Raw genomic sequence first — 25,936 nt, forward strand, 5'->3', positions numbered from 1 at the left:
GACATAAAATCCAGCATGGATTTCTGTCGCTTAGTTACGAAAAAGCCGCGTCTTGCGACACGGCTTTCTCTGAATTTGGCTCCCCCTGCGGGACTCGAACCTGCGACATACGGATTAACAGTCCGCCGTTCTACCAACTGAACTAAGGGGGAATTGCTTAAAGCGGAGCGAATCTTAGCTACAGCTTAACTTTGAGTCAATATTTTTTTGCGGAAAATGTTAGAAAAAAAATCGCAGAAAAAACTTTACTTTTCTGAACACCTTGGCGCGCAAGCGGCCATTTTACTTATCCACCAAAATTGTGGATAAACGTGTTGATGACTCGGTATCAATTGAGTTTGCTGATAGTGAGCCTCAGGGTGGCATGTGTATAAGTGGTCTGGCTTGTTTCTATCTTATTGAAATTCAATGAAATATTGATGATTGTAAACTTAGTGTCAAAAATGAGAATGCTGTGAAACAGACACTTTTTGTTTTTGATTGGGGAAAAGTCGTGGATGAATTCTGTTACGCCGCAAAGGGCGAAAATCGAGCAGGGCAAATACGATATCAAAATATCAAAGTAATAGCGAGCTTTAGGTTGCAAATTCATGCGGCTAGCGTTGAAATAGATGGGACGATCTTTAGGGAAGCACATCATGGCAAAACATTTCGAATTAGTATCGGACTACCAGCCTTCTGGCGATCAACCTACCGCTATAGCGCAGCTTGTGGATGGACTGGATAGTGGTCTGGCGCATCAAACGTTATTAGGTGTTACTGGTTCGGGCAAAACGTTCACCTTAGCGAATGTGATTGCTAAGGCACAGCGTCCGGCCATTCTGTTGGCGCCAAACAAAACGCTTGCAGCACAGTTATACGGAGAGATGAAAGCTTTCTTTCCCAACAATGCGGTCGAGTACTTTGTTTCATACTATGACTACTATCAACCTGAAGCGTATGTGCCAACGACAGATACCTTTATAGAGAAAGACGCCTCTGTCAACGCACACATCGAGCAAATGCGTCTGTCTGCCACTAAAGCTCTACTGGAACGTAAAGATGCCATTATTGTCGCTTCCGTATCGGCTATTTATGGTTTGGGTGATCCTGATTCTTATCTGAAAATGATGCTGCACGTTACTCGCGGTGACGTTATTGACCAGCGTGATATTCTGTTGCGTCTGGCAGAATTACAATACTCACGAAATGACGTGGCTTTTGAACGTGGTCAGTTTCGGGTAAGGGGGGAGGTGATCGATATCTTCCCGGCAGAATCGGATCAAGAAGCCGTTCGTCTGGAAATGTTTGATGATGAGATTGACTGCATTAGTCTGTTTGATCCTTTGACAGGTGTTATCACCCATCGAGATATTGCGCGTTATACGATTTATCCGAAGACGCACTATGTGACTCCCAGAGAACGTATTCTTGAAGCGATTGAAGACATAAAGGAAGAACTCAGGGCAAGGCAAACTTACCTCAAAGACAACAATAAGCTACTTGAAGAGCAAAGGATATCGCAGCGGACCCAGTTTGATATCGAAATGATGAATGAGCTTGGGTTTTGTTCCGGCATCGAAAACTATTCCCGTTATCTCAGTGGCCGTAAGGAGGGTGAGCCGCCCCCGACGCTGTTCGATTACCTGCCTGCAGACGGTTTGCTTATCATCGATGAATCGCACGTTACTGTCCCCCAGATTGGCGCCATGTATAAAGGCGATCGCTCACGCAAGGAAACCTTGGTTGAGTACGGTTTTCGACTGCCGTCTGCGTTAGATAACCGTCCACTGAAATTTGATGAGTTTGAGATGTTGGCTCCTCAGACGATTTTTGTGTCTGCCACCCCTAGCACCTACGAACTTGAGAAGTCAGACGGTGATGTCGCCGATCAGGTGGTACGTCCTACCGGATTACTCGATCCGGAAATTGAGGTACGCCCGGTGGCCACTCAGGTGGATGATTTGTTGTCAGAAGTTCGCGCCAGAGCAGCTATCGATGAACGGGTTCTGGTCACCACGTTAACCAAACGGATGGCAGAAGATCTGACTGAGTATCTAAGTGAACATGGCGTCAGAGTCCGCTATCTGCACTCGGACATCGATACGGTGGAGCGTGTTGAAATCATTCGAGATCTCAGACTGGGTGAGTTTGATGTGTTAGTAGGTATTAACTTACTTCGAGAAGGACTGGATATGCCAGAAGTGTCATTAGTGGCGATTCTGGATGCTGATAAAGAGGGCTTCTTGCGCTCAGAGCGTTCTCTAATACAGACTATCGGTCGTGCGGCTCGTAACATCAAAGGCAAGGCGATCCTTTACGGTGACAGTATTACTAAGTCGATGAAGAAGGCGATCGATGAAACCAGTCGTCGTCGGGAGAAGCAGCGAGCTTATAACGAGAAGAACGGTAAGGTGCCGACAGCGTTAAAACGCAACATCAAAGACATCATGGAAATTGGCAGCGTAGCCAAAGGGGCCAAACCTAAAAAAGGCAAGCAAGTCCCTCTTTCCAAAGTGGCAGAGCCTTCCCAGGCTTATGTCGCATTGTCATCGCAAGATCTTGAGAAACAGATCCTCAAGCTTGAGGGAGAGATGTATCAACATGCACAGAACCTTGAATTTGAGCAAGCTGCTGAAAAACGTGATGAAATAGAGAAACTTAGACAGCACTTTATTGCCAATAGTTAACATAAAGTAGAGAGTCTGATAGGCTGATTGCTAAATAGACACTAAAATATAAATGGTCTTTATTAAGCAAAAATTGCAAAATGCGAATATGCTAATACACCAGAGTCTGTTAATGGCTCTGGTGAAATACGACCATATAAAATTACGACAGTTAGCTAGGATCTATGCAACCACTTATTGACGAGCCAAAATCTCGCTATCTACTCATGGTAGAAGATACCGCTTCCGTCGCTGCCTTGTATCGCTCATATCTTTCCCCGTTGGGGATAGATATTAATATCGTTGGAAACGGTAGAGATGCCATTCAAAGTTTAGCGCACCGAACGCCTGATCTCATTCTACTCGACCTAAGACTTCCTGATATGACAGGGATGGATGTTCTGGACGCCGTTAAGTCGCTCAATCCTGACGTTCCTGTCATTTTTATGACCGCCCATGGTTCCATTGATATCGCCGTCGATGCGATGCAGCACGGTGCGCAGGACTTTCTCATCAAACCTTGTGAGGCGGACAGACTCCGCGTGACGGTGACGAATGCCCTTCGCAAGGCCTCAAAACTCAGAAATGAAATTCACGACGCCAGTAGCCAGAACTATCAGGGTTTTATTGGCAGTAGTCAGCCTATGCAGGCGGTGTATCGCACTATCGATTCGGCTGCTTCGAGTAAAGCCAGCATTTTTATCACCGGTGAGAGTGGTACCGGTAAAGAAGTCTGTGCTGAAGCCATTCATGCTGCGAGCAAGAGAGGCGATAAACCTTTTATTGCTATCAACTGTGCTGCCATTCCAAAAGATCTGATTGAGAGTGAACTGTTTGGTCATGTGAAAGGGGCGTTCACCGGCGCGGCTGCAGACCGACAGGGGGCCGCAGAGCTTGCCGATGGTGGTACCTTGTTCCTGGATGAGCTTTGTGAAATGGATCTGGATCTGCAAACCAAGCTACTGAGGTTTATTCAGACTGGCACATTTCAAAAGGTAGGTTCATCGCGTATGAAGAAGGTCGATGTACGCTTTGTTTGTGCGACTAACCGTGATCCCTGGAAGGAAGTTCAGGAAGGCCGATTTAGGGAAGATCTATACTACCGTCTTTATGTCATCCCATTGCACTTACCGCCGTTAAGAGAGCGTGAGGAAGATGTGATCGAGATAGCTTATTCACTGCTGGGCTTTATGTCCCACGAAGAAGGCAAAAGCTTCGTACGTTTTTCTCAGGATGTGATTGACCGCTTCATTCAGTATGAGTGGCCGGGAAATGTTCGTCAGTTGCAGAATGTACTGCGGAATGTTGTTGTGTTGAACCAGGGCAAGGAGATACAACTGGAAATGTTGCCACCGCCTCTGAATGAGCCGGTGAAAAAACCTCTGGTTGTCAATAATGTGGTATCGGTGGCTTTTGGACCTCAGGATATTCTGCCACTATGGAAAACAGAACGAATAACGATCGAACAAGCGATTGAAGCGTGTGATGGTAATATCCCTCAAGCCGCCAAACATCTGGACGTAAGCCCATCAACCATCTATCGCAAGATACAAGCATGGAATGCCAGCGAGAAGAAAGCATGAACTTTATGAACCGAGATAAGGTCGAGCAGTTATCTAAGGAAATCGGCCAGGACAACATTCCCATCTTACTGGGTATTTTTACGGGTGAATTGGTGTCTTACCAAGAGCAGCTCAGCACTGGTAGTTTAAGTGACAAGATGGCATCCATGAAAGAGATTTGTCACGCGCTAAAAAGCAGTGCGGCAAGTTTTGGTGCTGAGAGTCTATGCCAGTTTGCGGTCGATATCGATGCACAAGTGAAAAATGGTCAGCTAGCCGAAGACCAGACTCAGGTTGATCACATGCTGCACAATTTATCCCAGACTCACCGTTGCTATCTGGCATTTCTACAATCTTTCGAAGAATAGTGTTTGTTAACGTGAGTTTTGGACAAGAAAAAGGGTTTGCAAATTTATGCAGACCCTTTTTCTAATCAACATATTGGCGGATGTTAAAGCAATGATTCTATCGCGTGTTTTAATTTAACACGGTCATGGCGCCAGTCTCTGTTTGGCGATGCCAGCGGTACGGTGACACAGTTCCAGCGTTGACAAATATCCGGGTGGGCGACTTCACCCAAAATCACATCAAGTTTTCGCCCCTGCAGTGCACGCTCACACCATAGCAACTTTTGCTCCAGAGTCATTCGGCCCGCAGGGCCATATTCTGGAGACAGGTTTTCGACAAAGACCACTTTAGCATGTTCATTATTACGAATTGCCTGACTCAGGTCTGCCAGTAGGAGTGGTGGCATAATGCTGGTTAGGAAGCTACCGGGCCCTAGCACAATACAGTCAGCCTGAGCAACCGCGTCTACTGCCTCCTTGGTAGCGGGAACAATAGGTTCCAGATCGAGGCGTTGTAGATCTTCCTCCATTTCATCGACCGACGTTTCTCCAGTGACCCATTTGCCATCCACAGAAAGCGCAGTGAGATCGGCCGGATGTTCTGACATCGGTATGATATTAACGTCAACATTCAGCAAGTTGCGGACCAGTTCAATGGCATCGAGAGGGCGAACTGACAAGTTGTCCAGTGCGGTGAGCATCAGGTTGCCCAAATTGTGGCCGTTCAGTTCACCGGCACCTTTAAACCGATACTCGAACATCATCGAGCCGATAGAAGGGTCGGTGATCAATTGGTTGATACAGTTGCGCGTATCTCCCCAAGCGATGCCTCCCTGACACTCACGGATGCGACCAGTAGAACCGCCATTGTCGGTAGTGGCCACGATGCCAGTTGCATTGTTTCCAAACTCTTTAAGTGCAGCCAACATACGCCCTAAGCCGTGACCGCCACCAATCGCCACGACTTTTTTTGATGAATAAATGCTCATCTTATACTTCTTATTAGTTACGTAATATCCGTAACATAGGGTAAATTGTTCATTTGAGATACTCAACTATAATAAAAATGACGAATGTGTAAGGTTTTTTGACAACAAAGCTGGAAAACCATACCGTTATTGAGTATTTTACTCACACGCTGTTATCGTCTAATTATGCGGTAACTGCCATAACTCCGAGCTCTATGCGCTAAGTCGATGCAGATAAGCAAGTAGAGCCAGTGGCGATTTGTCACAAGGGCTTAATTGGAAATGATTATGCCTCCCGTGTTTGGAAAGGTGTTCCGTGGCGCAACAATTCGAAGATAAATTTAATCGCAAGTTTTATTACTTGCGACTCTCAGTTACAGACGTTTGTAACTTCAAATGTACATATTGCCTTCCTGATGGCTACAAACCGCCTGGTCAGAAACGACCAGCGTTTTTGACGCTTCCAGAAATCAAGCGCGTGGTCACTGCGTTTGCCGATTGTGGTACTTCAAAAGTGCGTATTACCGGCGGTGAACCAAGCCTTCGTAAAGACTTTCCTCAGATCATTGAAACGATTGCCAGCACGTCAGGGATCACTAAAGTGGCTACGACGACAAACGGCTATCGTATGGCAAAACAGGTCGATACCTGGCGTCAGGCAGGTTTGACTCATATCAACGTCAGTGTGGACAGTCTCGACCCTCGAATGTTCCACCAAATTACCGGTGAGAACAAGTTCACAGAGGTCATGGCGGGTATCGATCGTGCATTTGAAGTGGGTTACGAGCAAGTCAAAGTGAATGTGGTCCTTATGAAGGATCTCAATGCCAAAGAGCTTCCCGCATTTCTTAACTGGATCAAAGACCGTCCAATTCAATTGCGTTTTATTGAGTTAATGCAAACCGGTGAGATGGATGACCTGTTTAACAAGCATCATGTCTCCGGCGTCGAGATACGCAACCAATTGATCTCGAACGGTTGGATTTTGAAAGCGCGCGCTAACAATGATGGCCCGGCACAAGTATTTGTCCACGCAGATTATCAGGGTGAGATAGGCCTTATCATGCCTTATGAGAAAAACTTCTGTGAAAGCTGCAACCGTCTGCGCGTTTCTGCCATGGGCAAACTGCACCTTTGTTTGTTTGGCGAGCATGGTATTGACCTCAGGGACTTGTTGCAAGCAGACGCACAGGAAGCTGCTTTGATAGAGCGAATCCAAGCACAACTACAGACCAAATCAGTGAGTCACTTTTTGCATGACGGTAACTCCGGCATGACTCCGCATTTGGCATCAATTGGCGGCTAACAGACCGCGCAAACGTTATTTCAAAAAATTTATAGGGTGAATAATCATGGGTCACGCAGAGAGTAAATTTGTGCCTGCAAACATTGCAGTACTAACCGTGTCTGATACACGTACTGAAGAAAATGACACTTCAGGTCGCTTTTTAGCTGAAAACTTACAAGAAGCGGGTCACAAACTGGCAGACAAAAAAATTGTCATCGATGACATTTATCAAATTCGCGCGGTAGTTTCTCAATGGATCGCTGATGACAATGTGCAAGCTGTTATGATCACTGGTGGTACAGGTTTCACCTCACGCGACAGCACTCCGGAAGCACTGGTGCCGCTGTTTGACAAGCAAGTAGAAGGTTTTGGTGAGCTTTTCCGTGCCGTATCATACGAAGAAATTGGTACTTCTACCATCCAGTCACGTGCCATTGCCGGTTTTGCAAACCATACGGTGATATTTGCTATGCCTGGTTCGACAGGCGCATGCCGTACCGGTTGGACTAAGATCATCAAACAACAGTTAGATGCTAGCCATCGTCCTTGTAACTTTATGCCTCATTTGAGTAAGTAACTAGCAAGGGAAAGCAATGTCTGAATTCACACATATCAACGCCTCTGGCGAGGCAAACATGGTTGACGTTTCAGCCAAAGCCGATACCGTGCGTGAAGCGAGAGCGGAAGCGTATGTGCATATGGCACCAGAAACGTTGAACATGATTACCTCTGGGAACCATCACAAAGGTGATGTCTTTGCTACCGCCCGTATCGCGGGCATTCAGGCAGCAAAGAAAACTTGGGACCTGATCCCGCTGTGCCACCCGTTACTGCTTTCAAAAGTGGAAGTTCAGCTCGAAGCGATAGAAGCTGAGAACAAAGTACGTATTGAGTCGGTGTGCAAATTGGCGGGTAAAACCGGTGTCGAAATGGAGGCATTAACTGCGGCTTCAGTTGCGGCACTGACCATCTATGATATGTGTAAGGCCGTTCAAAAGGATATGGTCATTGAACAGGTTCGTTTGTTAGAAAAAACAGGCGGCAAATCGGGACACTTTAAGGCGGACGCATGATTACAGTTCTTTTTTTCGCTCAGACTCGTGAATTGATCGGTCAGGATAGCGTCGAGCTGAATGCCGATTTCGACACGATTGAAGACATTCGTGCCCACTTGGCGGCACAGCAAGGCAAATGGGAACTGGCTTTGGAGAGCGGCAAGTTGCTTGCTGCACTCAACCAGGATATCGTCGCACTGGATCAGAAAGTTCAAGATGGCGATGAAGTGGCCTTCTTCCCGCCAGTGACAGGGGGATAATCATGACACTGCGTGTATCCGTTCAACGAGAAGACTTCTCTGTTGGTGTAGAGTATGACGCTCTTGCCGAAGGGACGGCTTCTGGGGCTATTGTCACGTTTACCGGAAAAGTACGTGATATGAATTTAGGTGACAACGTGACTGGCTTGTCTTTAGAACATTATCCGGGGATGACTGAGCGCTCTCTTGAGAAGATCTGTGACGAAGCTGAGGAGCGTTGGCTGCTCAACGGTATCCGCGTGATCCACAGGGTCGGTGATTTAGATGCCGGTGATCAGATCGTGTTTGTCGGTGTTTCGAGTGCTCATCGTGGCTCTGCGTTTGAAGCGTGTGAGTTCATTATGGATTATCTGAAAACTCAAGCACCGTTCTGGAAGAAAGAGAGGACAACGGACTCGACTCGATGGGTTGAGTCTAGAGAGTCTGACGCTGAAGCCGCCGCTCGCTGGCAACAGCAATAAGAAAAAAGGCATGTCGGTGGCATGCCTTTTTCTTTGTTCTTCCACTAGTCGGTGCTGGTTGTGAGGTGTCGCTCTAGCACCTTAAGAACTCCAGCTTCTCGATTGCTTGGGGCGATAAAGCGAGCCAGTTTTTTAATCTCTGGGTGCGCATTGTCCATCGCATATGAGTAATAACTTTCTTTTAGCATCTCTACGTCGTTGAAGTAGTCACCAAAGCTCATGGTTTCTTCATAGCTAAAGCCGAGGCTTTGCTGAAGGTGGCGAATCGCCGCACCTTTTGATGCATCTCTGTGCATTACATCAAGCCAGATTTTCGCGCTGACTACCACCTGAAACCCTAGGCCAAACGCTTGATCTATGGTTGGAAAGACCCGCTTTTCTGTGCCCCCAAAGTGGCAGACTGCAATTTTAATAAACTCATCTTCAACGCTGAGTAGATCCTCAACGTACTGACAACGGTGGTAGTACTTTTGGATTTCTTCGAGTGCTTCTGGCACTTGGGTTTCTATATACGCAGATTGCTTTCCGCACAATACAATGTAAGTACCTTCAACAGAGCGGGCACTCTCAACAATTTGCCTTGCCGAAGGTGTATCAATGGTACAGCTGTATAGCTCCTCGCCTTTATGAAACACCATGGTGCCATTGTCGGCAATGAAGTAAAGGTCATCCTGAATGGAAGAAAACATCTCTTTGAGGCTGTAGTACTGTCGGCCAGATGCTGGCGCGAACAGGATATTCTGACTCTTTAAGCGTTCGAAAATTGAGAAAAAGTCAGGGCTGAGTTGTCCGTTTTCGTCGAGCAACGTACCGTCCATATCAGTCGCCACAAACTTAATTGGGTTATTCACATGTCACCATTGAGTGAGTTAGAAAATGCAGCCACGAAGTATACGTGAATTGTAGCCAGGCAGCAGTATTTTACTGTTGCGTTTATAACAACCCACTTTGCCAAAGCGTAACATGAGCGACACCCCCAATTTGGTGCAAGTGCACCATTGTTCGAACAGATTTCACAAGTTAGTGATGCTGGGGTTGTTTAACTTATTGATTATATTGCTATTAAATCTTGGCATTGGTTATGCACAGTCAACATGGTCAGGGCTTATATGGCCGAAGAACGAAGATATCGATTAACAACCAGTTGGCGACGGTGCGCTTTCCTAACATTGGGAGCGCACCTTTTTTTTACGTTGCTGCAAGGTGCAGATATTTGGTTACCCTGAATTGAACTTTGATTACAATGATTCAAGTAAGTCAGGAATATAAAGGGAAAGAGTTTGTCGATAATAAAAGAATGTATTCGCACTGTTGGGCGGGGCTCTCGTGGTCGTGGTCCTTTGACTCAGGAGCAGGCAAAGCAAGTCATGGAAGAGTTTGTCAGTGGCCAGATAGATGATGACCAGATGGCAATGTTGATGATGTTAATTCGGGTACGCGATGAAACCGCGGAGGAAATCGCGGGTTTTGTCGAAGGACTGAAGCCCAAAAACACCGCCTTTACCGCTGACTTTGACTGGCCTTTGTACGCTGGTAAGCGAACGGGGGCATCATCGGGCAAACCCTGGCATCTCATCGCAGCAAAAATTTTGGCAGAAAATGGCCTCAAGATCGCATTGCATGGCGACTTGGATAAGGAAAGCAATAGAATCCATGCCCGGGATTGCCTTAGTTCGCTTAATGTCGAGGCGGCGACGGATCTTACCCACGCTCAGCAGGTGATTGAAAGGGACAATATTGTCTATTTGTCTTTGGAGAACTACTGTCCTATCGCGAAAAAAATGTTGGATTGGAAGCATCGTTACGGGCTGAGAACCCCAATCAATACCGTTATTCGAGCGCTGAATCCAGCTGATGCCCCTTTTGGTATGCGCGGAAGTTTCCATCCTGGTTTTCAGGAATTGCACGCTCAGGTTGAACATCTATTGGCACGACATGCCAATGAAAAACATGACTATCAGCGAATGTTGTCTTTCAAAGGTCAGGGGGGCGAAACCGAGTATAATCCTAAGGTTAGCCAAACGGTCTGGTGGATCGAGTCAGATGCTGTTCAGTCGCAGTATATTGAAGAGTCCATGGCAGAACGAAGCCTCCCCGTGCACTGTCCACTTGAGACACCAAAGGAAGAACAGCAGCTCATGGCCAATACAGTAGTGATGACAATGACCGCTGCATTGTTTGCGGTTTGTGGTGACTGGGCTCAAGCGAATCAAAAAGCAGAACATTACTGGCAAGCCTATTGTGACGGGAACGACACAGTTTGTTAGTCGTTCATGGCGTTATTTATTTGAGATAGAAAATTCCCCCTGGAGATGTGGCCAGGGGGTTAACGACAAATATCACGCATCCGCACTCATAAACTGCAGTTCTATAGTCTCATCCAGACGTGCTTGATAGAGCTGAGCTAACCAGTCCAAATCGTCATCGTCTATACAATCTTTCACAACGAACGCACTTTGTATGCCTGCGCTAGTCATGAAAGCTTTGCGATGCAAACTACCGTTTTCGTCCGCACTGTAAGTCAGCGTCTTGTTACCTTCTGAAGCCAGTTTTTCTGTTAGCTGAATAATGAGCTTCATGGCACCACTCTTCGAAGCCAGTCGATACAGATATCCGGCTTCCAGTTTTTGTTGCACCCAATAGTCGATACCGTCAAAGTTGATCGGATGATGGCTGATAACCAGTGCTTCACTGCGTTTTGACCAAGGGCTAATACTGACGGGGGTTTGTTTAAATTCCGGTTGACCCGAGAGTGGGTCAGTGTAGGCGGAAATCAGGCTACAGGCCTTGGCATTACTTGCGGTCGCTCCATTCCAGTGAATAGGAACAAAGGCCTGACCTGGTTCGATGCCGCTGTCGATGTGAACGCGCATCTGAATGGACGTCGTATTCCTGCTGATCTGTGCAATGGCTCCCTGTTCTAGTCCGACTTGCTCTGCCGTAGCGGGATGCACGCTAACATAAGGTTCAGGGGTGTGGGTGCCCAACTGTGGCGAAAGACCGGTTCGACTCATGGTGTGCCATTGGTCTCGAGTTCGTCCGCTATTCAGTAAAATCGGTGTTTGTTCACAAGGGGTAAGTAAAGGTGGTTGGTACTTAGTGGCAATGAACTGGGCTTTTGTACTGTCAGTATAAAAGCGACCGTCAGAAAACAGACGACGATGGCTGAGATCGCTTTGTAAGGTATCCACTGGCCACTGCTGAGGGGTGAGGGCGCTGTAACCTTTATCGTCGAGCTTTGTCATTCCAATCAGACACAAGTCTCTTTGCTTACCGTCTTCATTATCTAAGGTGGTCATACGGGCGTATTCATTAAAGATCTGACCTTCGTGGAGGTATTGGAATGCCTCTTCATAACCCATTTTTTGTGCGACTTGTGATACGATCCACCAATCTGGTTTCGCCATGCCCGGACTGGGGAGAATACGTCTTTGTCGTGAGATTCGGCGTTCCGAATTTGTCACGGTACCGGATTTTTCACTCCAGCCTTGGGCCGGCAGCACCACATCGGCTAGCTTGGCTGTTTCGGTGTTTTTGATGCAATCGGATACCACCACAAAAGGACATTTTTCTAATGCAGAACGGATTTTGTCTGAGTTTGGTAAGCTTACCATAGGGTTAGTTGCCATAACCCAGATCGCTTTGATCTTTCCTTCTTCCATAGCATCAAACAGGTCAATCGCTTTCAGACCCGGTTTGGTCGCCAAATTGTCTGTACCCCAAAACTCCTCGATCAGTGTATGCTGGCGCTTGTTCCCGAATTCCATGTGTGCGGCTAGCGTATTCGCAAGTGCACCGACTTCACGGCCCCCCATCGCATTGGGTTGCCCAGTGACCGAAAATGGTCCCATTCCCGGCTTGCCGATTCGAGCCGTCGCCAGGTGACAGTTAAGGATACTGTTAACTTTATCTGAACCACTGCTTGACTGATTGACTCCCTGAGAATAGATGGTAATGGTTTTATCGTTATTGGCAAATAAGGCGTAAAAGTCGTCGAGTTGTTGCTGAGATAAGCCAGTCTCTGAAAGGGTATCTTTTTGCTCAGCTGCTAATGAAAGCGCGGAATCGAATCCTTCAGTAAAATGGTCAATGTAGTGCTGGTCGAGCTTGCCAGATTCGCTAAGGTAGTGAAGTAAACCATTGAAGAGCGATACGTCGCTTCCTGGCTGAATCGGTAGATGGAGATCGGCCAGTTCGCATGTGGCGGTGCGTCGTGGATCGATGACAACGATAGTTAAAGAGGGATTGTTCTGTTTTGCTACTTTCAAGCGTTGAAATAGTACCGGATGGCACCAGGCTAGATTAGAACCAGTAATAACCACCAATTCGGCCAGTTCGAGATCTTCATAGACAATGGGTACCGTGTCGCTGCCAAACGCTCGTTTGTGTCCCACCACGCTAGAGGCCATGCAAAGGCGGGAGTTACTATCGATATTGCCACTGCCGATAAATCCTTTCATCAGCTTGTTGGCGACGTAGTAATCTTCTGTGAGTAGTTGTCCTGATACGTAGAAGGCCACGGAGTCAGGTCCGTATTGTTCAATCGTGTCTCGAAACTTATCCGCAACCAGGTTAGTTGCCTCATCCCAAGAGAGAGGCTGGTCTGTGGATTGAGTGGCGACTTTTCTGCGAAGAACAGGGGTAAGTTGTCTACCATCGGTGATAACGGTGTCTCCTAATGCAATCCCCTTTGTACACAATTTACCGTAGTTAGAAGGGTGTGCTTTATCTCCCCTAATATCGAGTAGCCCATTGGACTTCGGTTTAGCTTCTACACCACAACCCACTCCGCAATACGCACACGTTGTTTTCACCCAGCCGTCATTGTTCATAGCTGACTCCTTACTGCTATAAGTTCTAATTGTTTGTAAGGTCAGCAAGAAGTGCGCCATTGATGTGAAGTGCCAATAAAAACAAGTATTCACTTTTTAATGATTTAAAAACAACAGCTTAGCCCATCTACCACTAAAGTGGTAGATGGGTTTTTTGTGGTGTTTTTGGGGCGTTTATCTGTCTGTTGCACTGTTTTGGCGTGCATCGCACTAAAAGTGCTCAAAAATTGCATAACTGGCAATGAATAAGTCGGGGTAACTAGGAGGCTGACATATTGATGGTTGAATTTAAAGTATTGATTTTTATTGAAATAAAAAATTATTTTTGCTGGTTTTCTATAGATTGGCATTCTCTTTGCTGTCTCGGTTGTATGCAATTTTGATATTTTCACTGAAAAGTGCGGGAGTGAAGTATGGATGGAATCGATAACAAACAGGCTAGCATTTCATTGGTTGGAGCAGGGCCGGGAGATCCCGATTTACTCACTATAAAGGCACTGCGTGCTATTCAATCAGCAGAGGTCATTATTTTCGATAATCTTGTTAGTGACGGGATTAGGGCTCTGTTTCCTGAAAACTGTGTTCAGGTTTATGTCGGCAAGGCCAAAGGGTGTCATAGCTATACTCAGCAAGAGATCAACCAACTGCTTCTGGAGCATGCCGCACAGGGAAAGCGAATTTGTCGCGTAAAAGGAGGCGATTCTTTTGTTTTTGGCCGGGGCGGTGAAGAAATGCTGCTGCTACGCAAACGGGGATACAGTGTGGATGTCGTGCCGGGAATCACAGCGGCTTCGGGTTGTACAACCTACTCCAACATACCGCTTACCCATCGTGGTCTTGCACAGGGCTGTACGTTCATAACAGCACACGCTGAGAAAAATCTTAATGTTGAGTGGGGTGCGCTAGCTCAACTGAATCAAACACTAGTTATCTATATGGGGCTAAGCAAAGCCTCGCTGATTTCCTCTTCTCTTATTGGTGCAGGGATGTCTCCGGATACACCGGCAGCCTATATCGAAAAAGGTTGCTGTCCCGAGCAAAGGACCGTAATCGGAACATTGTCTGAACTAGAAGCGCTGCGTCTGCAACACAAAATACAATCTCCAGCACTCATCGTCATTGGACAGGTGGTAAAGGTCGCAGAGCAGGTTGAGTGGTTAGAACAGTTGAACGAGAAAGCACTGGGTGACGGCAGAACAATCAGTGAAACGCAACAAAATTTAAAAATGTCAGCTTAGAAAATGGAAGGAACAATTATGAGTAAACAAAGGATTGTTGTGGTTGGCAACGGCATGGTTGGTCACAAATTTATCGATACAATCATCGCTGCCGAGGATGCATCAACAGACATCATTACTTTTTCAGAGGAGTCAAGACTGGCATACGACAGAGTGCAGCTCACCAGTTATTTTGACGCAGATAAAGGGGCTGAAGATCTGGCATTAACGGATGAAGCTTACTACCAAAGCCATGGTATTAAGTATGTGCTTAACGATAAGGTCGTAACCGTCGATACTGAGAATAAACTTGTCGTGACTGCCAGTGGTCGAGAGGAAGCCTACGATAAACTGGTGTTGGCCACGGGCTCCTTCCCGTTTGTCCCACCTATTCCAGGTAACGACCAAGAGCACTGTTACGTTTACCGTACTATCGAAGATCTGGAAGCGATTGAAGCGGGTAGCAAACAGAGCAAAACGGGCGTGGTTGTTGGTGGAGGATTATTGGGTCTAGAGGCTGCAAATGCAATAAAGAACCTCGGACTGGACACTCATGTCGTTGAGTTTGCGCCAAGATTGATGGCAGTACAACTTGATGATGGGGGTGGTGCATTGCTTCGTCGCAAGATTGAAGATCTTGGCGTATCAGTTCACACCGAAAAAGCAACGACAGAGATTGTTGCAGGCGAGACTGCCCGCTATCGAATGAATTTCTCCGACGGCAGTTATCTTGAAACCGATCTGATTGTTTTCTCTGCAGGTATTCGACCTCAAGATGAACTTGCTAAGCAGGCCAATATTGAGATTGGCCCAAGAGGGGGCATTGTCATCGACAATCAATGTCAGACAAGTGTCGAAGATGTGTATGCCATTGGTGAATGCGCACTGTGGAGTAACCAAATCTTTGGTCTGGTTGCGCCTGGATATCAAATGGCTAAAGTTGCCGCGAGTCAGATGCTGGAGGGTGAAACTCCGCTGGCCTTCACGGGTGCCGATATGAGCACTAAGCTGAAACTGCTTGGCGTCGATGTTGCGAGCATCGGTGAAGTTCATGGACAGACGCCGGGAGCACAATCTTACACTTACAATGATGAAATAGAACAGGTCTACAAGCGACTGATCGTGTCTGAGGATGGTTCAAAAATTGTTGGAGCTGTTTTAGTCGGAGACGCTGACGCCTACGGTACTTTGCTACAGCTTAAACAGAATGACATGGCGCTGCCAGAAAATCCATCTGTATTGATTCTGCCAAATGTCGCCGATGATTCCAGCTCCGCACTCGGTGTTGATGCCTTGCCGGACACAGCGGTAATTTGCTCCTGCTTTGATGTTACTAAGAGTGATATCAAGCAGGCAGTAGCTAGTGGTTGTACTACTATGGCAGCGCTAAAAGAGTCGACCAATGCCTCTACAGGTTGCGGTGGTTGTTCAGCGCTGGCCAAACAGGTTCTTGATAGTGAATTGTTGAACTTGGGCGTTGAAGTGAACAACGATATCTGTGAGCACTTTGCCTATTCACGCCAGGAACTGAGCGACATTATTCGTGTCAATCAAATCAAAACCTTCGATGATCTCCTCGAAACTCATGGTCAGGGGCTGGGTTGTGAGATCTGTAAACCCACCGTGGGTTCTATTCTCGCATCGTACTGGAATGACTACATTCTGGAAGAGGCGCATATGGAGTTGCAAGACACCAACGATATCTACCTGGGGAATATGCAAAAGGATGGTACCTATTCTGTTGTGCCAAGGATCGCTGGTGGTGAGATCACACCTGACAAGTTGATTGAATTAGGGCAGGTCGCTAAAGACTTCAATTTATACACCAAGATCACGGGTGGACAACGTGTCGATTTGTTCGGCGCGCAGCTCAACGAGTTGCCTCTCATCTGGCGTAGGTTGGTTGAAGCCGGGTTTGAAACGGGTCACGCCTACGGAAAATCTGTTCGTACGGTTAAGTCCTGTGTTGGCAGCACCTGGTGCCGTTATGGTGTGGGTGACAGTGTTGGCTTGGCGATTGATATTGAAAACCGCTACAAGGGACTTCGCGCACCTCACAAACTCAAGTTTGCTGTGTCTGGATGCACACGAGAGTGCGCTGAAGCACAGTCCAAGGACATTGGTGTTATTGCAACAGATAAAGGTTGGAACTTGTACGTATGTGGCAATGGTGGCATGCGACCAAGGCACGCGGACCTGTTCGCGACCGATCTTGATGAAACCACTCTACTCAAATATATCGACCGCATTCTGATGTTTTACATTCGTACCGCCGACCGCTTACAACGGACATCGGTCTGGCTTGAAAATCTGGAAGGTGGGATTGACTACCTCAAACAAGTCATTATTGAGGACAAGTTATCGCTGGTGGACGAGTTAGAAAATGAGATGAACCACAACGTCGGAAAATATCAGTGTGAATGGAAAACCACGTTAGAAAGTCCCGAGAAGCTGAAACGATTCCAACACTTTATCAATAGTGACGACATGGATGACAACCTTCAGTTTGTCGATATTCGTGAACAGCGCTTTCCAACCCAAAATAAAAAGCAAGCGTTAGTGCTCGAACAGAGAATTGATGTCGTGGAAGTATAACGACGCTGTATTATCGCCAGAATTATAAGATACCAATTTAAAGGAGAGAGTAATGAACGAATGGTTAACGGTTTGCTCAACCGACGACTTAGTTCCTCATACGGGCGTATGTGCCAAGGTAGAGGATAAACAAGTCGCGATTTTCTATTGTCAACGCAGCGATGAGCTGTATGCGCTTTGTAATTACGATCCGATAGGGCAGGCGTACGTAATGTCGCGAGGCATTATGGGGTCACTGGAGGGACAACCTTGTGTGGCCTCACCACTCTATAAGCAACACTTCAATTTACTGACCGGGGAGTGCATTGAGGATCCCCAGTTTAAGTTGACGCGATTTGATGTACGAGTGAGTGGCAATGAAGTTCAGCTCAAACGCCCAATGGCGGCCTAACAATATTAACTTAAGTGGTCTGTATGATTGACAGGCCAGTCTTAAAAGGAATTTTGACATGGAAAATACAAAATTTAATCTGTTTTCCTTTTCTGGGAAAATGAAAACACTGCATCTCAGTTGGATGGCTTTCTTTATCACCTTTGTAGTTTGGTTCAACTTCGCGCCACTGCTGCAAATGGTAAAGACATCACTAGGATTAACCACTCAGGAAATCAAGACGCTGCTCATTTTGAACGTGGCGCTTACCATTCCTGCCCGTGTGTTGATAGGCATGCTGACAGACAAGTATGGACCAAGGCTGGTCTATTCCGCGCTACTCGCTGTTTGTTCAATCCCCTGTTTCATCTTTGCGCTCTCTGATTCGTTTATTCAGGCCGCGATAGCTCGATTCTTGCTGGGCTTTATTGGAGCCGGGTTTGTGATTGGTATCCGTTTGGTCTCGGAGTGGTTCCCCCATGATGAGCTGGGCACGGCAGAGGGTATCTACGGTGGTTGGGGTAACTTCGGTTCCGCAGCGGCTGCATTTACTTTGCCTACACTGGCGTTGATGTTTGGTGGTGAAGACGGTTGGCGTTATGCGGTGGGCATCACTGGCTTGATGAGTCTGCTTTTCTCTGTGATTTTCTATCGCAATGTGAAAGATACCCCTAAAGGGTCTACATACTTTAAGCCAAAGCACTTGTCCGCGATGGAAGTGACATCAAAAGGGGATTTCTTCTTCCTGTTGCTAATGAAACTGCCTATGTACGGTGCGCTTGCGCTTCTTGCCTGGAAGTTGTCACCGGCAGGAATTGGTATGCTCAGTGATACCCTGGTTACGGGAATCTACGTTGCTCTGGCTGCGCTTTATCTCTATGAAGTGTCGCAAGTCTGGAAAGTAAACAAAACGGTATTTAAGGAACCGGTACCGGAAATGCACCAATACAAGTTCAAGCAGGTAGCGGTTTTGAATGTGCTTTACTTTGCTACGTTTGGCTCCGAACTGGCTGTTGTGTCAATGCTGCCGCTGTTTTTCTCAGATACGTTCGAATTGTCTCCAGTGGTTGCGGGTATGGTTGCTTCAGCCTACGCATTTATGAACTTGATGTCACGTCCGGGTGGCGGCTGGATCTCCGACAAATTTGGTCGTAAATCTACGCTGCTTATCCTGACGGCAGGTTTGGCTCTGGGCTACTTTATGATGGGTCAGGTAGACAGCGAATGGCCACTATGGCTGGCAGTGTGTGCGGCGATGGCCTGCTCGTTCTTTGTTCAGGCTGGGGAAGGTGCTGTGTTTGCGACTGTTCCATTGATCAAACGTCGTATGACAGGTCAGATTGCGGGTATGACCGGTGCTTATGGTAACGTCGGAGCCGTTGTTTATTTGACAGTGTTGTCGTTCGTAGACTATCAGACATTCTTCTACGTAATTGCAGCAACTGCGGTGCTCGGCTTTGCAACATTGCTGTTTATGGAAGAGCCGAATGGCCAAATTGCAGAAGTGAATGACGATGGTAGCGTCACACTGATCAACGTTTCACATTAATCAATATCGGGAGAGTGAGTGCTGTTGGTACTCACTCGTTCAAAGGCTCTGCTTGCACAGGGCTTTTGTTCTTTCCTCTTCAAAGTAAGTGAGAGCAGATTATGGGATTGCCGTTAGTGAATCCACAGCAATTGGAACTGAGTTTCGGTGGCTATTCTGACACTGGACTACGAGATGAAAACCAAGATGCATTTGTGGTTCGAGAGCCCACTCTGAATTCAGAGCGAGAGATGAAAGGCAGTGTCGCATGCATTGCAGACGGGGTTAGCTGCAGCGAGCATGGGCAAAAGGCCAGCCACACCAGTGTGATGCAATTTATCGCAGATTACTATGCAACGCCGGAGAGTTGGAGTGTGCAGCGCTCAGCCGTCAAAGTAATCACGGCTCTAAACACCTGGCTCTATGAGCAGGGACTTCAGCAAACATTGAAGCATAATGGCTTAGTGACTACATTCAGTACCATTGTCTTCAAATCCAACACGGCGTTTGTATTCCATGTCGGAGACAGTCGAGTTTATTTGCTGCGTGACGGTAAATTACGTCAGCTGACTCGTGATCACCAGAGAACTAATGCCGGTAAAGCCGCGTACCTGACGCGAGCACTGGGCATGGACAGTAAATTGGAGGTGGATTTTCAGACCTTAACAATTCAGACTGGAGACAAGTTTCTACTTACTACTGATGGCGTACATGATTTTGTTTCCTTGCCACAATTGCAGCAGTTGTTATTGACAGAGACCAGTTTTGAAGCGTGCACCGAAGCGATCACGCAACTCGCGGTGCTTAATGGTAGTAAAGACAACGTGACCAGTCTCATCGTAGGGGTTAAGTCAGTACCTGAACTTTCTCTTCATGAATTTCAACAGCAAATGCTCAATCAAATCATTCCGCCACCTCTCAAAGTCAACAATCGTATAGACCAATATACAGTGACAAAAGTTCTTCATGCAGGGACTCGAAGCCATGTGTATCAAGTAGTAGAGGATGATTCCAATCGAGAGCTGATTCTCAAAGCGCCTTCTTTATCTCATTCTGAGGATAAGGAAATGTTACTGGACATGAGTAATGAGTATTGGGTAGGCACTCATGTCAATAACAAGCGTATCATGCGAATTTTCCCCCGTCCGCAGCCATCCCCTTATCTCTATCTGCTTTGTGAGCGAGTGGAAGGGGTCACATTGCGTCAGTGGATGTATGATAATCCAAATCCAGATTTTGACCGCGTTAGACGTATTGTTGAAGAGTTAGTGAAAGCGGTTCGGGTACTTCAGCGCCTGGACATGGTTCACCGCGATCTGAAACCTGAAAACGTGATGATTTCAGCGGAAGGTAGCGTCAAATTAATAGACTTAGGCGCTGTATCCGTCAAAGCACTCGATGAAATGTCATCTTTTCGTGATGCGGGTATGCCGAAAGGCGCTGTCAATTACATTGCACCAGAATACCTTAATGGAGAACTAGCCACGACCAGTTCTGACTTATTTTCTGTGGCTGTGATGACTTACGAAATGTTGTCAGGGGAACTCCCTTATACAGAATTCACGGCGACAACCCTTGATAAGGCGCGACACCAGAAGTGGTGCTATCAACCACTCAAACTAAAGAGAGAAGATATCCCCACCTGGCTGGATCTTGCCCTCAAAAAAGGGTGCCACCCAAACCCGAAATACAGATACCGTGTACTCAGTGAGTTTGTTGCGGATATAAGCAAACCCAATCAATCACTATTAAAAGAGCATGTTTCTAGTCCGCTGATAGAAAAAAACCCGGTCCTTTTTTGGAAAGGGGCAACGATGTTTTTCGTTTTAGTCGCTATCGTGGAGTTAATAGCGCTAATTAGCTAACTGATAACCTTACCATGTAAGGTTATTTTACCCGCATTAACTGGTGAGAGGTGCTACCTACCTGAAACACCAAAATTTGAGACGGTCGCATTTTTTCGACTTTTGCGAGCATAGCTTCGTCATACCCTTTATGTTTCATCCAGGAAAGGGGCGATGAAAACTGGTCTTCATTAACGACAAAAGATTGGTCCTTCAATAGGGATTCTGATATGTGGACGACCCAAATTCGCGAGCGAAATTCGATGGCGTCGGAAATTACAGAGAGGATTCGTTTCAACATGGTGTTGGCTAAGTGTATTGAGTTAACTGAAAATATGCCGACCGATTGTTACAAAAATCTTAGTAATAAGATAGGCAAAAGGTGAAAAATCGTCTTACGCTTACATTAACTGGGATAGAGGAGCGGTTATTGCGATAGTCACATTATAGAAAGAGTCTATCGATAGAATCGTAAAATCCCATTAAGCAATTTTGCAAAATTCGACAACAATAAACTTATCAAGACTAAGTTGTTGAGGCTGAAGGAGATCGCCATGGAATCGCTAAAAGTAAAAGACTATATGACGCATAGAACGGTGACCTTTACTGAAGACATGCCGTTAAGTGCGGCATTAGACAAGGTGATGCAGTCTAGCCATATGGGTGGACCGGTTATCGATGAGCATGAGCGAGTCATCGGCTTTATTTCTGAACAAGACTTGCTAGATAAGCTGATCAAAGTCAGTTATCACTGTCAGGATACCCACACTGTGGGTGATTGTATGTATAAGGAAGTACTGTCAGTGACTCCGGAAACGTCGATTATTGAGCTTGCAGATATGATGAAGGTAGGCAAACCTAAGGTCTATCCTGTTATCGATAACGGGCGTTTAGTTGGTATGATCACCCGACGAGATGTGTTGCGAGCGATTGGAAAGAACCTCGAAGAGTGTTTCAAACACCCCGTATGATTTATTTCTGATCTTCTCTGGGCGCTGCGGCGCCCTTTTGTTGTTATAAAGCGAAAGGATTCACATGACTGAACAGTCGGCGAAATTTGTTGAAGGCTCAACAATGCGGCATATTCTCGTGATGTCGGGTACCTCTACCGTTGGTATTATGGCCATATTTTTGGTTGACCTGCTGGACATGCTGTTTATCAGTATGTTGGGTCAGGCAGAACTGGCTGCCGCAGTGGGTTTTGCTGGGACGTTGACGTTTTTTGCTACGTCGGTTTGTATCGGTACTTCTATTGCTATGGGAGCCCTGATGTCGAAGGCGATCGGAGCAAAGCATTTCGATTACGCCAGACGAATAGGCGGAAGTGTACTGGTGATAGCGTTTTTTATCAGTGCCATTGTCACAGGGGTAATGTGTCTCTATATTCCCGAAATGTTGACGGCGATTGGCGCTGAAGGACGCGCTCACGAAAGGGCAACGGCCTATTTGTGGATATTGTTACCCAGTACACCGCTTATTGCTTTGGGAATGGCCAGTGGTGCGGGCCTGCGAGCAGCGGGTGATGCCAAACGCTCTATGTGGGCAACTCTGTCTGGCGGTATTGTCAACGCAATCCTTGACCCGATTTTTATCTTTGGATTCGATTGGAACGTGGAAGGCGCCGCCGCCGCATCGGTGGTTGCACGCTTCGCGGTGTTCTACTTTTCCTTTATGCCACTGCTGCGCATTCATCGTCTGCTTGCCAGGCCTAAGTGGTCGCAGTTATCAATGGACGCGAGAGTTATGCTGGCCATTGCGTTACCTGCTATTGTCACCAATACCGCGACACCGATTGGGAATGCCATAGTGACCACTGCCATAGCGCAGTACGGGGAAGCGTTTGTCGCCGGCTATGCGGTGATCGGACGAATTACTCCCGTTTGCTTTGCGTTTATTTTCGCTCTGTCTGGAGCCGTCGGCCCGATCATTGGTCAGAATTACGGCGCGGTGAAAATCGACCGGGTTGAGGAGACATTACGAAACTCATTAATCGTCACGACTCTCTATACGGTGTTGGTGTGCGTGATACTGTATTTAATCCAACAACCTCTCATCGGTGCTTTTTCGTTGACAGGTGACGCGGCGCTGATCGTGTCAGCATTCGCCACCTATGTCGCCATTACTTTTGTTTTTAACGGTGTGCTGTTTGTCGCCAATACTTCCTTCAATAATTTGGGCAAGCCGCTTTATTCGACGGCACTAAATCTTGGCAAAGCCACCCTTGGAACGCTTCCTTTTGTTTATTTGGGTTCTTTATGGTTTGGGGCACTGGGTGTGCTGTATGGTCAGGCTTTTGGCAATATCGTATTCGGTGTCCTTGGCTATATTGTGCTGAAGTTTCATATATCCGAGCTTCGTGAGACAGGCGAATGCGCAAAAGGCGAAGACCCGAGTCTTGTTTGCGTCAACTCCCAGCCCTTTACGACCCAGGATCCCGTCCTGATGGGAGAGGTGAGCCAGATGGAAGAAGAGCTGGAATCGTCGACCATATCTAGATAAGTTTTTCTTGACCTTGGAGCTAACTCCAAGGTTTACACTTGAGATGTAGGATATGTTAAGGAGAATCTCATGTGTACCAAACATAAAGCGTGCAGCTCACAAACCATCAGTGCTATTCGTCCCGCTGGTGATAGTTGCGCAGCACCGACGCTTACGACAACTGCAATCAATAGTGACACTTCATCCGGCTGTTGTAGCGCGACCAGTGATTGCTGTGATCCGGAACCAGAGGAGCCGGCGGCCTCCGGTCCTCAATCAGACAATTCGGACGATACGGAACACGCGGGGTTACTCAAGACCTGGCGAGTGAATGGTATGGACTGTCCGTCGTGCGCCAGAAAGGTCGAGACAGCCACTAACAAGCTTGCTGGTGTGGTGAGTACCAAGGTGTTATTCGCCACTGAGAAATTGGTGGTCAGAGTTAACCATGTCGACATGTTTCATCAAGTGGAATCGGCAGTCGTTGATGCGGGGTTTACGCTCAGCTCACTCGATGGCAGTCCAGGACAACAAATGACGCAGCAAAAGCCGCTCACTGGCTGGAACAAAACACTGAAAGATAATGTTCATATCCTATCTATTTCAGCTGGTATGATTATCGCAGCGCTTGCCCAAAGCCGCTATCCGCAACTCAGTGAATGGCTGTTTACCCTCACTTGCATTTTGGGGCTTATACCGATTGCTTCCAAAGCATTTAAGTTGGCAAAATCCGGTACTCCATTCGCGATTGAAACCTTAATGAGCGTGGCAGCGGTTGGTGCACTGTATTTAGGTGAGACGGTGGAAGCCGCGATGGTGCTCCTGCTGTTTTTAATCGGCGAACGTCTCGAAGCGTTTGCTGCATCCAGAGCTCGCAGCGGGGTACAGGCATTAATGTCTCTGGTACCGGAAGAGGCGACGGTCATAATTGACGAGCAGCGCCGGACCAAAAGTGCCTCTGCCCTTATGCCGGGTGATATCATCGAGGTGGCTCCAGGTGATCGCATGCCTGCCGATGGCGCCTTACTCAGCTCAAATGCCAGTTTTGATGAAAGCGCACTGACCGGAGAATCGGTTCCGGTGGAGCGCCAGCTGGGTGAAACGGTAATGGCGGGGGCTGTCCTGGCGGACAAAGTGGTTCGACTCAAAGTCACATCGAAACAAGGCGAAAACGCCATAGACAGAATTTTGCATCTTATCGAAGAGGCAGAATCACGTAAGGCGCCGATAGAGCGCTTTCTCGATAAATTCAGTCGTTGGTATACCCCGCTCATGATGCTGGTATCGCTGTTGGTTATCATCACACCACCACTCTTGTTTGCACAGCCTTGGGAAACATGGGTCTATCGTGGATTAGCTTTACTGTTAATTGCATGTCCTTGTGCGCTGGTGATTTCGACGCCCGCTGCGATTACCTCGGGTCTTGCTGCAGCATCCAAACGTGGCGCATTAATTAAAGGTGGCGCTGCACTAGAACAGCTGGGCAATGTAGAAACCATCGCTTTTGATAAGACTGGCACTTTAACATTGGGCAAACCTCAGGTTACCGACGTGATGGCAATGGATGATCTTGACGTGCATCAAGTGCTGGCCATTGCAGCCTCGGTAGAACAAGGCTCTAACCATCCGCTAGCCACCTCTTTGATTAAGCATGTTGAACAGCTCAATATCCCGATCCCAGAGGCCCGCGAAAAAACCGCGTTGGTTGGAGTCGGTATTGAAGGGGTCGTGGCAGGGTGCAAATGGACACTTTGTGCCCCTAGCAAACTAAACTTTACTCTTTCCCAACAGGAGAGCCAGACGGTTGCCGATCTTGAGGCTGGTGGCAAAACGGTGGTGGTACTTGTATCGGAACAAACAGTTAAAGCTGTTATTGCCTGGCAGGATGAAGTTCGTCGGGATGCATCAGAAGCTGTGTCTAAGTTAACGGCACTCGGGGTGAATAGCATTATGCTCACCGGCGACAACGCTCGCAGTGCGCACGCAATAGCAACGCCACTGGGTATGAAATATCAAGCCAGCTTACTGCCCGCGGACAAAGTGGCTTTTGTTAACCAACTGGCACAAGGCCGCCGAGTCGCCATGGTGGGAGACGGAATTAATGATGCGCCCGCGATGAAAGCGGCCAATATTGGTATTGCAATGGGAGGGGGAACCGATGTGGCTCTGGAAACGGCGGACGCGGCCTTGACCCACAATCGTTTAAGTGAACTTCCGGCAATGATTGAACTGTCTAGAGCAACACTCACCAATATAAAACAAAACGTAGCGCTTGCCTTGGGGTTAAAAGGGGTATTTCTGGTGACGAGCTTGTTGGGGATCACCGGGCTTTGGGTTGCAGTGCTTGCGGATAGTGGTGCCACCGCCATCGTGACACTCAACGCTCTACGGTTGCTGAGACACAAGTCCCGATTGGATTGATACTAGATGGCAAAAGCCGCTCTTTGGAGCGGTTTTTTTGTGAACGATTTAGGGTTCCACGT

General features: G+C 47.3%; 20 protein-coding genes, 1 tRNA gene and 1 riboswitch. Of the genes, 17 read left to right on the forward strand and 4 right to left on the reverse strand.

Going from position 1 to position 25,936, the window contains the following annotated elements; genetic code table 11:
* Positions 1-76: 76 nt before the first annotated feature.
* Positions 77-152, reverse strand: a tRNA-Asn gene (locus tag C4S60_RS11380).
* Between the two features lie 486 nt (positions 153-638).
* Here C4S60_RS11380 and uvrB point away from each other — a divergent pair.
* The 3 genes from uvrB (at position 639) to luxU (ending at position 4,578) form a co-directional block, all read left to right on the forward strand.
* Positions 639-2,669 carry an excinuclease ABC subunit UvrB gene (gene uvrB, locus C4S60_RS11390; protein ID WP_103880478.1) on the forward strand — a complete coding sequence of 677 codons (2,031 nt, stop codon included), beginning with the start codon at positions 639-641 and terminating at the stop codon, positions 2,667-2,669.
* Positions 2,670-2,833: 164 nt separating this feature from the next.
* Complete coding sequence (luxO, locus tag C4S60_RS11395; RefSeq protein WP_103880479.1) at positions 2,834-4,231, forward strand: quorum-sensing sigma-54 dependent transcriptional regulator LuxO; 1,398 nt, start codon at positions 2,834-2,836, stop codon at positions 4,229-4,231.
* The gene (gene luxU / locus C4S60_RS11400) at positions 4,228-4,578 is read left to right on the forward strand and encodes a quorum-sensing phosphorelay protein LuxU (protein WP_103880480.1); all 351 of its coding nucleotides are present in this window, start codon (positions 4,228-4,230) and stop codon (positions 4,576-4,578) included. Before luxO ends, luxU begins: the two co-directional genes overlap by 4 nt.
* Positions 4,579-4,661: 83 nt before the next feature.
* On the opposite strand, the gene yvcK is transcribed toward luxU, so the two are convergent.
* Complete coding sequence (gene yvcK / locus C4S60_RS11405) at positions 4,662-5,546, reverse strand: uridine diphosphate-N-acetylglucosamine-binding protein YvcK (protein WP_103880481.1); 885 nt, start codon at positions 5,544-5,546, stop codon at positions 4,662-4,664.
* A gap of 171 nt (positions 5,547-5,717) precedes the next feature.
* Positions 5,718-5,853: riboswitch (molybdenum cofactor riboswitch) on the forward strand.
* Here yvcK and moaA point away from each other — a divergent pair.
* The 5 genes from moaA (at position 5,842) to moaE (ending at position 8,589) form a co-directional block, all read left to right on the forward strand.
* A complete protein-coding gene (gene moaA, locus C4S60_RS11410) occupies positions 5,842-6,831 on the forward strand; it encodes a GTP 3',8-cyclase MoaA (RefSeq protein WP_103880609.1) in 990 nt (329 codons plus the stop codon). It overlaps the preceding riboswitch by 12 nt.
* A 46-nt stretch (positions 6,832-6,877) precedes the next feature.
* Positions 6,878-7,390 carry a molybdenum cofactor biosynthesis protein B gene (gene moaB / locus C4S60_RS11415; protein WP_103880482.1) on the forward strand — a complete coding sequence of 171 codons (513 nt, stop codon included), beginning with the start codon at positions 6,878-6,880 and terminating at the stop codon, positions 7,388-7,390.
* Between the two features lie 16 nt (positions 7,391-7,406).
* The gene (gene moaC, locus C4S60_RS11420; RefSeq protein ID WP_103880483.1) at positions 7,407-7,886 is read left to right on the forward strand and encodes a cyclic pyranopterin monophosphate synthase MoaC; all 480 of its coding nucleotides are present in this window, start codon (positions 7,407-7,409) and stop codon (positions 7,884-7,886) included.
* Positions 7,883-8,128 carry a molybdopterin synthase sulfur carrier subunit gene (moaD, locus tag C4S60_RS11425; RefSeq protein ID WP_103880484.1) on the forward strand — a complete coding sequence of 82 codons (246 nt, stop codon included), beginning with the start codon at positions 7,883-7,885 and terminating at the stop codon, positions 8,126-8,128. The genes moaC and moaD overlap by 4 nt, the downstream gene beginning before the upstream one ends.
* A gap of 2 nt (positions 8,129-8,130) precedes the next feature.
* Positions 8,131-8,589 carry a molybdopterin synthase catalytic subunit MoaE gene (gene moaE, locus C4S60_RS11430; RefSeq protein ID WP_103880485.1) on the forward strand — a complete coding sequence of 153 codons (459 nt, stop codon included), beginning with the start codon at positions 8,131-8,133 and terminating at the stop codon, positions 8,587-8,589.
* Positions 8,590-8,633: 44 nt separating this feature from the next.
* Here the strand turns inward: moaE and C4S60_RS11435 are convergent, their stop codons facing one another.
* The gene (locus C4S60_RS11435) at positions 8,634-9,407 is read right to left on the reverse strand and encodes an HAD family hydrolase (RefSeq protein ID WP_103880610.1); all 774 of its coding nucleotides are present in this window, start codon (positions 9,405-9,407) and stop codon (positions 8,634-8,636) included.
* 462 nt (positions 9,408-9,869) lie between these two features.
* On the opposite strand from C4S60_RS11435, the gene C4S60_RS11440 reads away from it, so the two are divergent.
* On the forward strand, positions 9,870-10,856 hold the full coding sequence (locus tag C4S60_RS11440) for a glycosyl transferase family protein (RefSeq protein ID WP_103880486.1): 987 nt from the start codon (positions 9,870-9,872) through the stop codon (positions 10,854-10,856).
* Positions 10,857-10,928: 72 nt separating this feature from the next.
* On the opposite strand, the gene C4S60_RS11445 is transcribed toward C4S60_RS11440, so the two are convergent.
* Positions 10,929-13,421 carry a molybdopterin oxidoreductase family protein gene (locus tag C4S60_RS11445; protein WP_103880487.1) on the reverse strand — a complete coding sequence of 831 codons (2,493 nt, stop codon included), beginning with the start codon at positions 13,419-13,421 and terminating at the stop codon, positions 10,929-10,931.
* A gap of 413 nt (positions 13,422-13,834) precedes the next feature.
* Here C4S60_RS11445 and cobA point away from each other — a divergent pair, with 413 nt between their 5' ends.
* From cobA to C4S60_RS11490, 8 genes are all read left to right on the forward strand, one after another.
* Positions 13,835-14,659, forward strand: coding sequence for a uroporphyrinogen-III C-methyltransferase (gene cobA / locus C4S60_RS11450; protein WP_103880488.1), 825 nt, complete (start codon positions 13,835-13,837; stop codon positions 14,657-14,659).
* A gap of 18 nt (positions 14,660-14,677) precedes the next feature.
* Entirely contained in the window at positions 14,678-17,233 is a 2,556-nt protein-coding gene (nirB, locus tag C4S60_RS11455) for a nitrite reductase large subunit NirB (protein WP_103880489.1), read from the forward strand.
* Positions 17,234-17,285: 52 nt separating this feature from the next.
* Complete coding sequence (gene nirD, locus C4S60_RS11460; RefSeq protein WP_103880490.1) at positions 17,286-17,624, forward strand: nitrite reductase small subunit NirD; 339 nt, start codon at positions 17,286-17,288, stop codon at positions 17,622-17,624.
* 58 nt (positions 17,625-17,682) lie between these two features.
* Positions 17,683-19,152, forward strand: coding sequence for a NarK family nitrate/nitrite MFS transporter (locus C4S60_RS11465; protein ID WP_103880491.1), 1,470 nt, complete (start codon positions 17,683-17,685; stop codon positions 19,150-19,152).
* A 101-nt stretch (positions 19,153-19,253) separates the two neighbouring features.
* A complete protein-coding gene (locus tag C4S60_RS11470) occupies positions 19,254-20,996 on the forward strand; it encodes a bifunctional protein-serine/threonine kinase/phosphatase (protein WP_103880492.1) in 1,743 nt (580 codons plus the stop codon).
* A gap of 533 nt (positions 20,997-21,529) precedes the next feature.
* Complete coding sequence (locus C4S60_RS11480) at positions 21,530-21,946, forward strand: CBS domain-containing protein (protein ID WP_103880494.1); 417 nt, start codon at positions 21,530-21,532, stop codon at positions 21,944-21,946.
* Positions 21,947-22,010: 64 nt separating this feature from the next.
* Positions 22,011-23,474 (forward strand): MATE family efflux transporter, encoded by a 1,464-nt coding sequence (locus C4S60_RS11485; RefSeq protein WP_103880495.1) that lies wholly within the window; start codon positions 22,011-22,013, stop codon positions 23,472-23,474.
* Positions 23,475-23,543: 69 nt separating this feature from the next.
* The gene (locus C4S60_RS11490; protein WP_103880496.1) at positions 23,544-25,874 is read left to right on the forward strand and encodes a zinc/cadmium/mercury/lead-transporting ATPase; all 2,331 of its coding nucleotides are present in this window, start codon (positions 23,544-23,546) and stop codon (positions 25,872-25,874) included.
* The last annotated feature ends 62 nt before the right edge of the window (positions 25,875-25,936 follow it).

Origin of the sequence: Vibrio hangzhouensis (assembly GCF_900107935.1) — a bacterium.
Taxonomy (GTDB): Bacteria; Pseudomonadota; Gammaproteobacteria; order Enterobacterales; family Vibrionaceae; genus Vibrio; species Vibrio hangzhouensis.

What these genes read in the sequence shown, in the direction of transcription:
- C4S60_RS11490 (WP_103880496.1), top strand. Translation starts at nt 23,544, where the DNA reads ATGTGTACCAAACATAAAGCGTGCAGCTCACAAACCATCAGTGCTATT.
- C4S60_RS11470 (WP_103880492.1), top strand. Translation starts at nt 19,254, where the DNA reads ATGGGATTGCCGTTAGTGAATCCACAGCAATTGGAACTGAGTTTCGGT.
- C4S60_RS11480 (WP_103880494.1), top strand. Translation starts at nt 21,530, where the DNA reads ATGGAATCGCTAAAAGTAAAAGACTATATGACGCATAGAACGGTGACC.
- luxO (WP_103880479.1), top strand. Translation starts at nt 2,834, where the DNA reads ATGCAACCACTTATTGACGAGCCAAAATCTCGCTATCTACTCATGGTA.
- cobA (WP_103880488.1), top strand. Translation starts at nt 13,835, where the DNA reads ATGGATGGAATCGATAACAAACAGGCTAGCATTTCATTGGTTGGAGCA.
- C4S60_RS11485 (WP_103880495.1), top strand. Translation starts at nt 22,011, where the DNA reads ATGACTGAACAGTCGGCGAAATTTGTTGAAGGCTCAACAATGCGGCAT.
- moaD (WP_103880484.1), top strand. Translation starts at nt 7,883, where the DNA reads ATGATTACAGTTCTTTTTTTCGCTCAGACTCGTGAATTGATCGGTCAG.
- luxU (WP_103880480.1), top strand. Translation starts at nt 4,228, where the DNA reads ATGAACTTTATGAACCGAGATAAGGTCGAGCAGTTATCTAAGGAAATC.
- C4S60_RS11435 (WP_103880610.1), bottom strand. Translation starts at nt 9,407, where the DNA reads ATGGACGGTACGTTGCTCGACGAAAACGGACAACTCAGCCCTGACTTT.
- yvcK (WP_103880481.1), bottom strand. Translation starts at nt 5,546, where the DNA reads ATGAGCATTTATTCATCAAAAAAAGTCGTGGCGATTGGTGGCGGTCAC.
- moaC (WP_103880483.1), top strand. Translation starts at nt 7,407, where the DNA reads ATGTCTGAATTCACACATATCAACGCCTCTGGCGAGGCAAACATGGTT.
- C4S60_RS11465 (WP_103880491.1), top strand. Translation starts at nt 17,683, where the DNA reads ATGGAAAATACAAAATTTAATCTGTTTTCCTTTTCTGGGAAAATGAAA.
- moaE (WP_103880485.1), top strand. Translation starts at nt 8,131, where the DNA reads ATGACACTGCGTGTATCCGTTCAACGAGAAGACTTCTCTGTTGGTGTA.
- nirB (WP_103880489.1), top strand. Translation starts at nt 14,678, where the DNA reads ATGAGTAAACAAAGGATTGTTGTGGTTGGCAACGGCATGGTTGGTCAC.
- C4S60_RS11445 (WP_103880487.1), bottom strand. Translation starts at nt 13,421, where the DNA reads ATGAACAATGACGGCTGGGTGAAAACAACGTGTGCGTATTGCGGAGTG.
- moaB (WP_103880482.1), top strand. Translation starts at nt 6,878, where the DNA reads ATGGGTCACGCAGAGAGTAAATTTGTGCCTGCAAACATTGCAGTACTA.
- uvrB (WP_103880478.1), top strand. Translation starts at nt 639, where the DNA reads ATGGCAAAACATTTCGAATTAGTATCGGACTACCAGCCTTCTGGCGAT.
- nirD (WP_103880490.1), top strand. Translation starts at nt 17,286, where the DNA reads ATGAACGAATGGTTAACGGTTTGCTCAACCGACGACTTAGTTCCTCAT.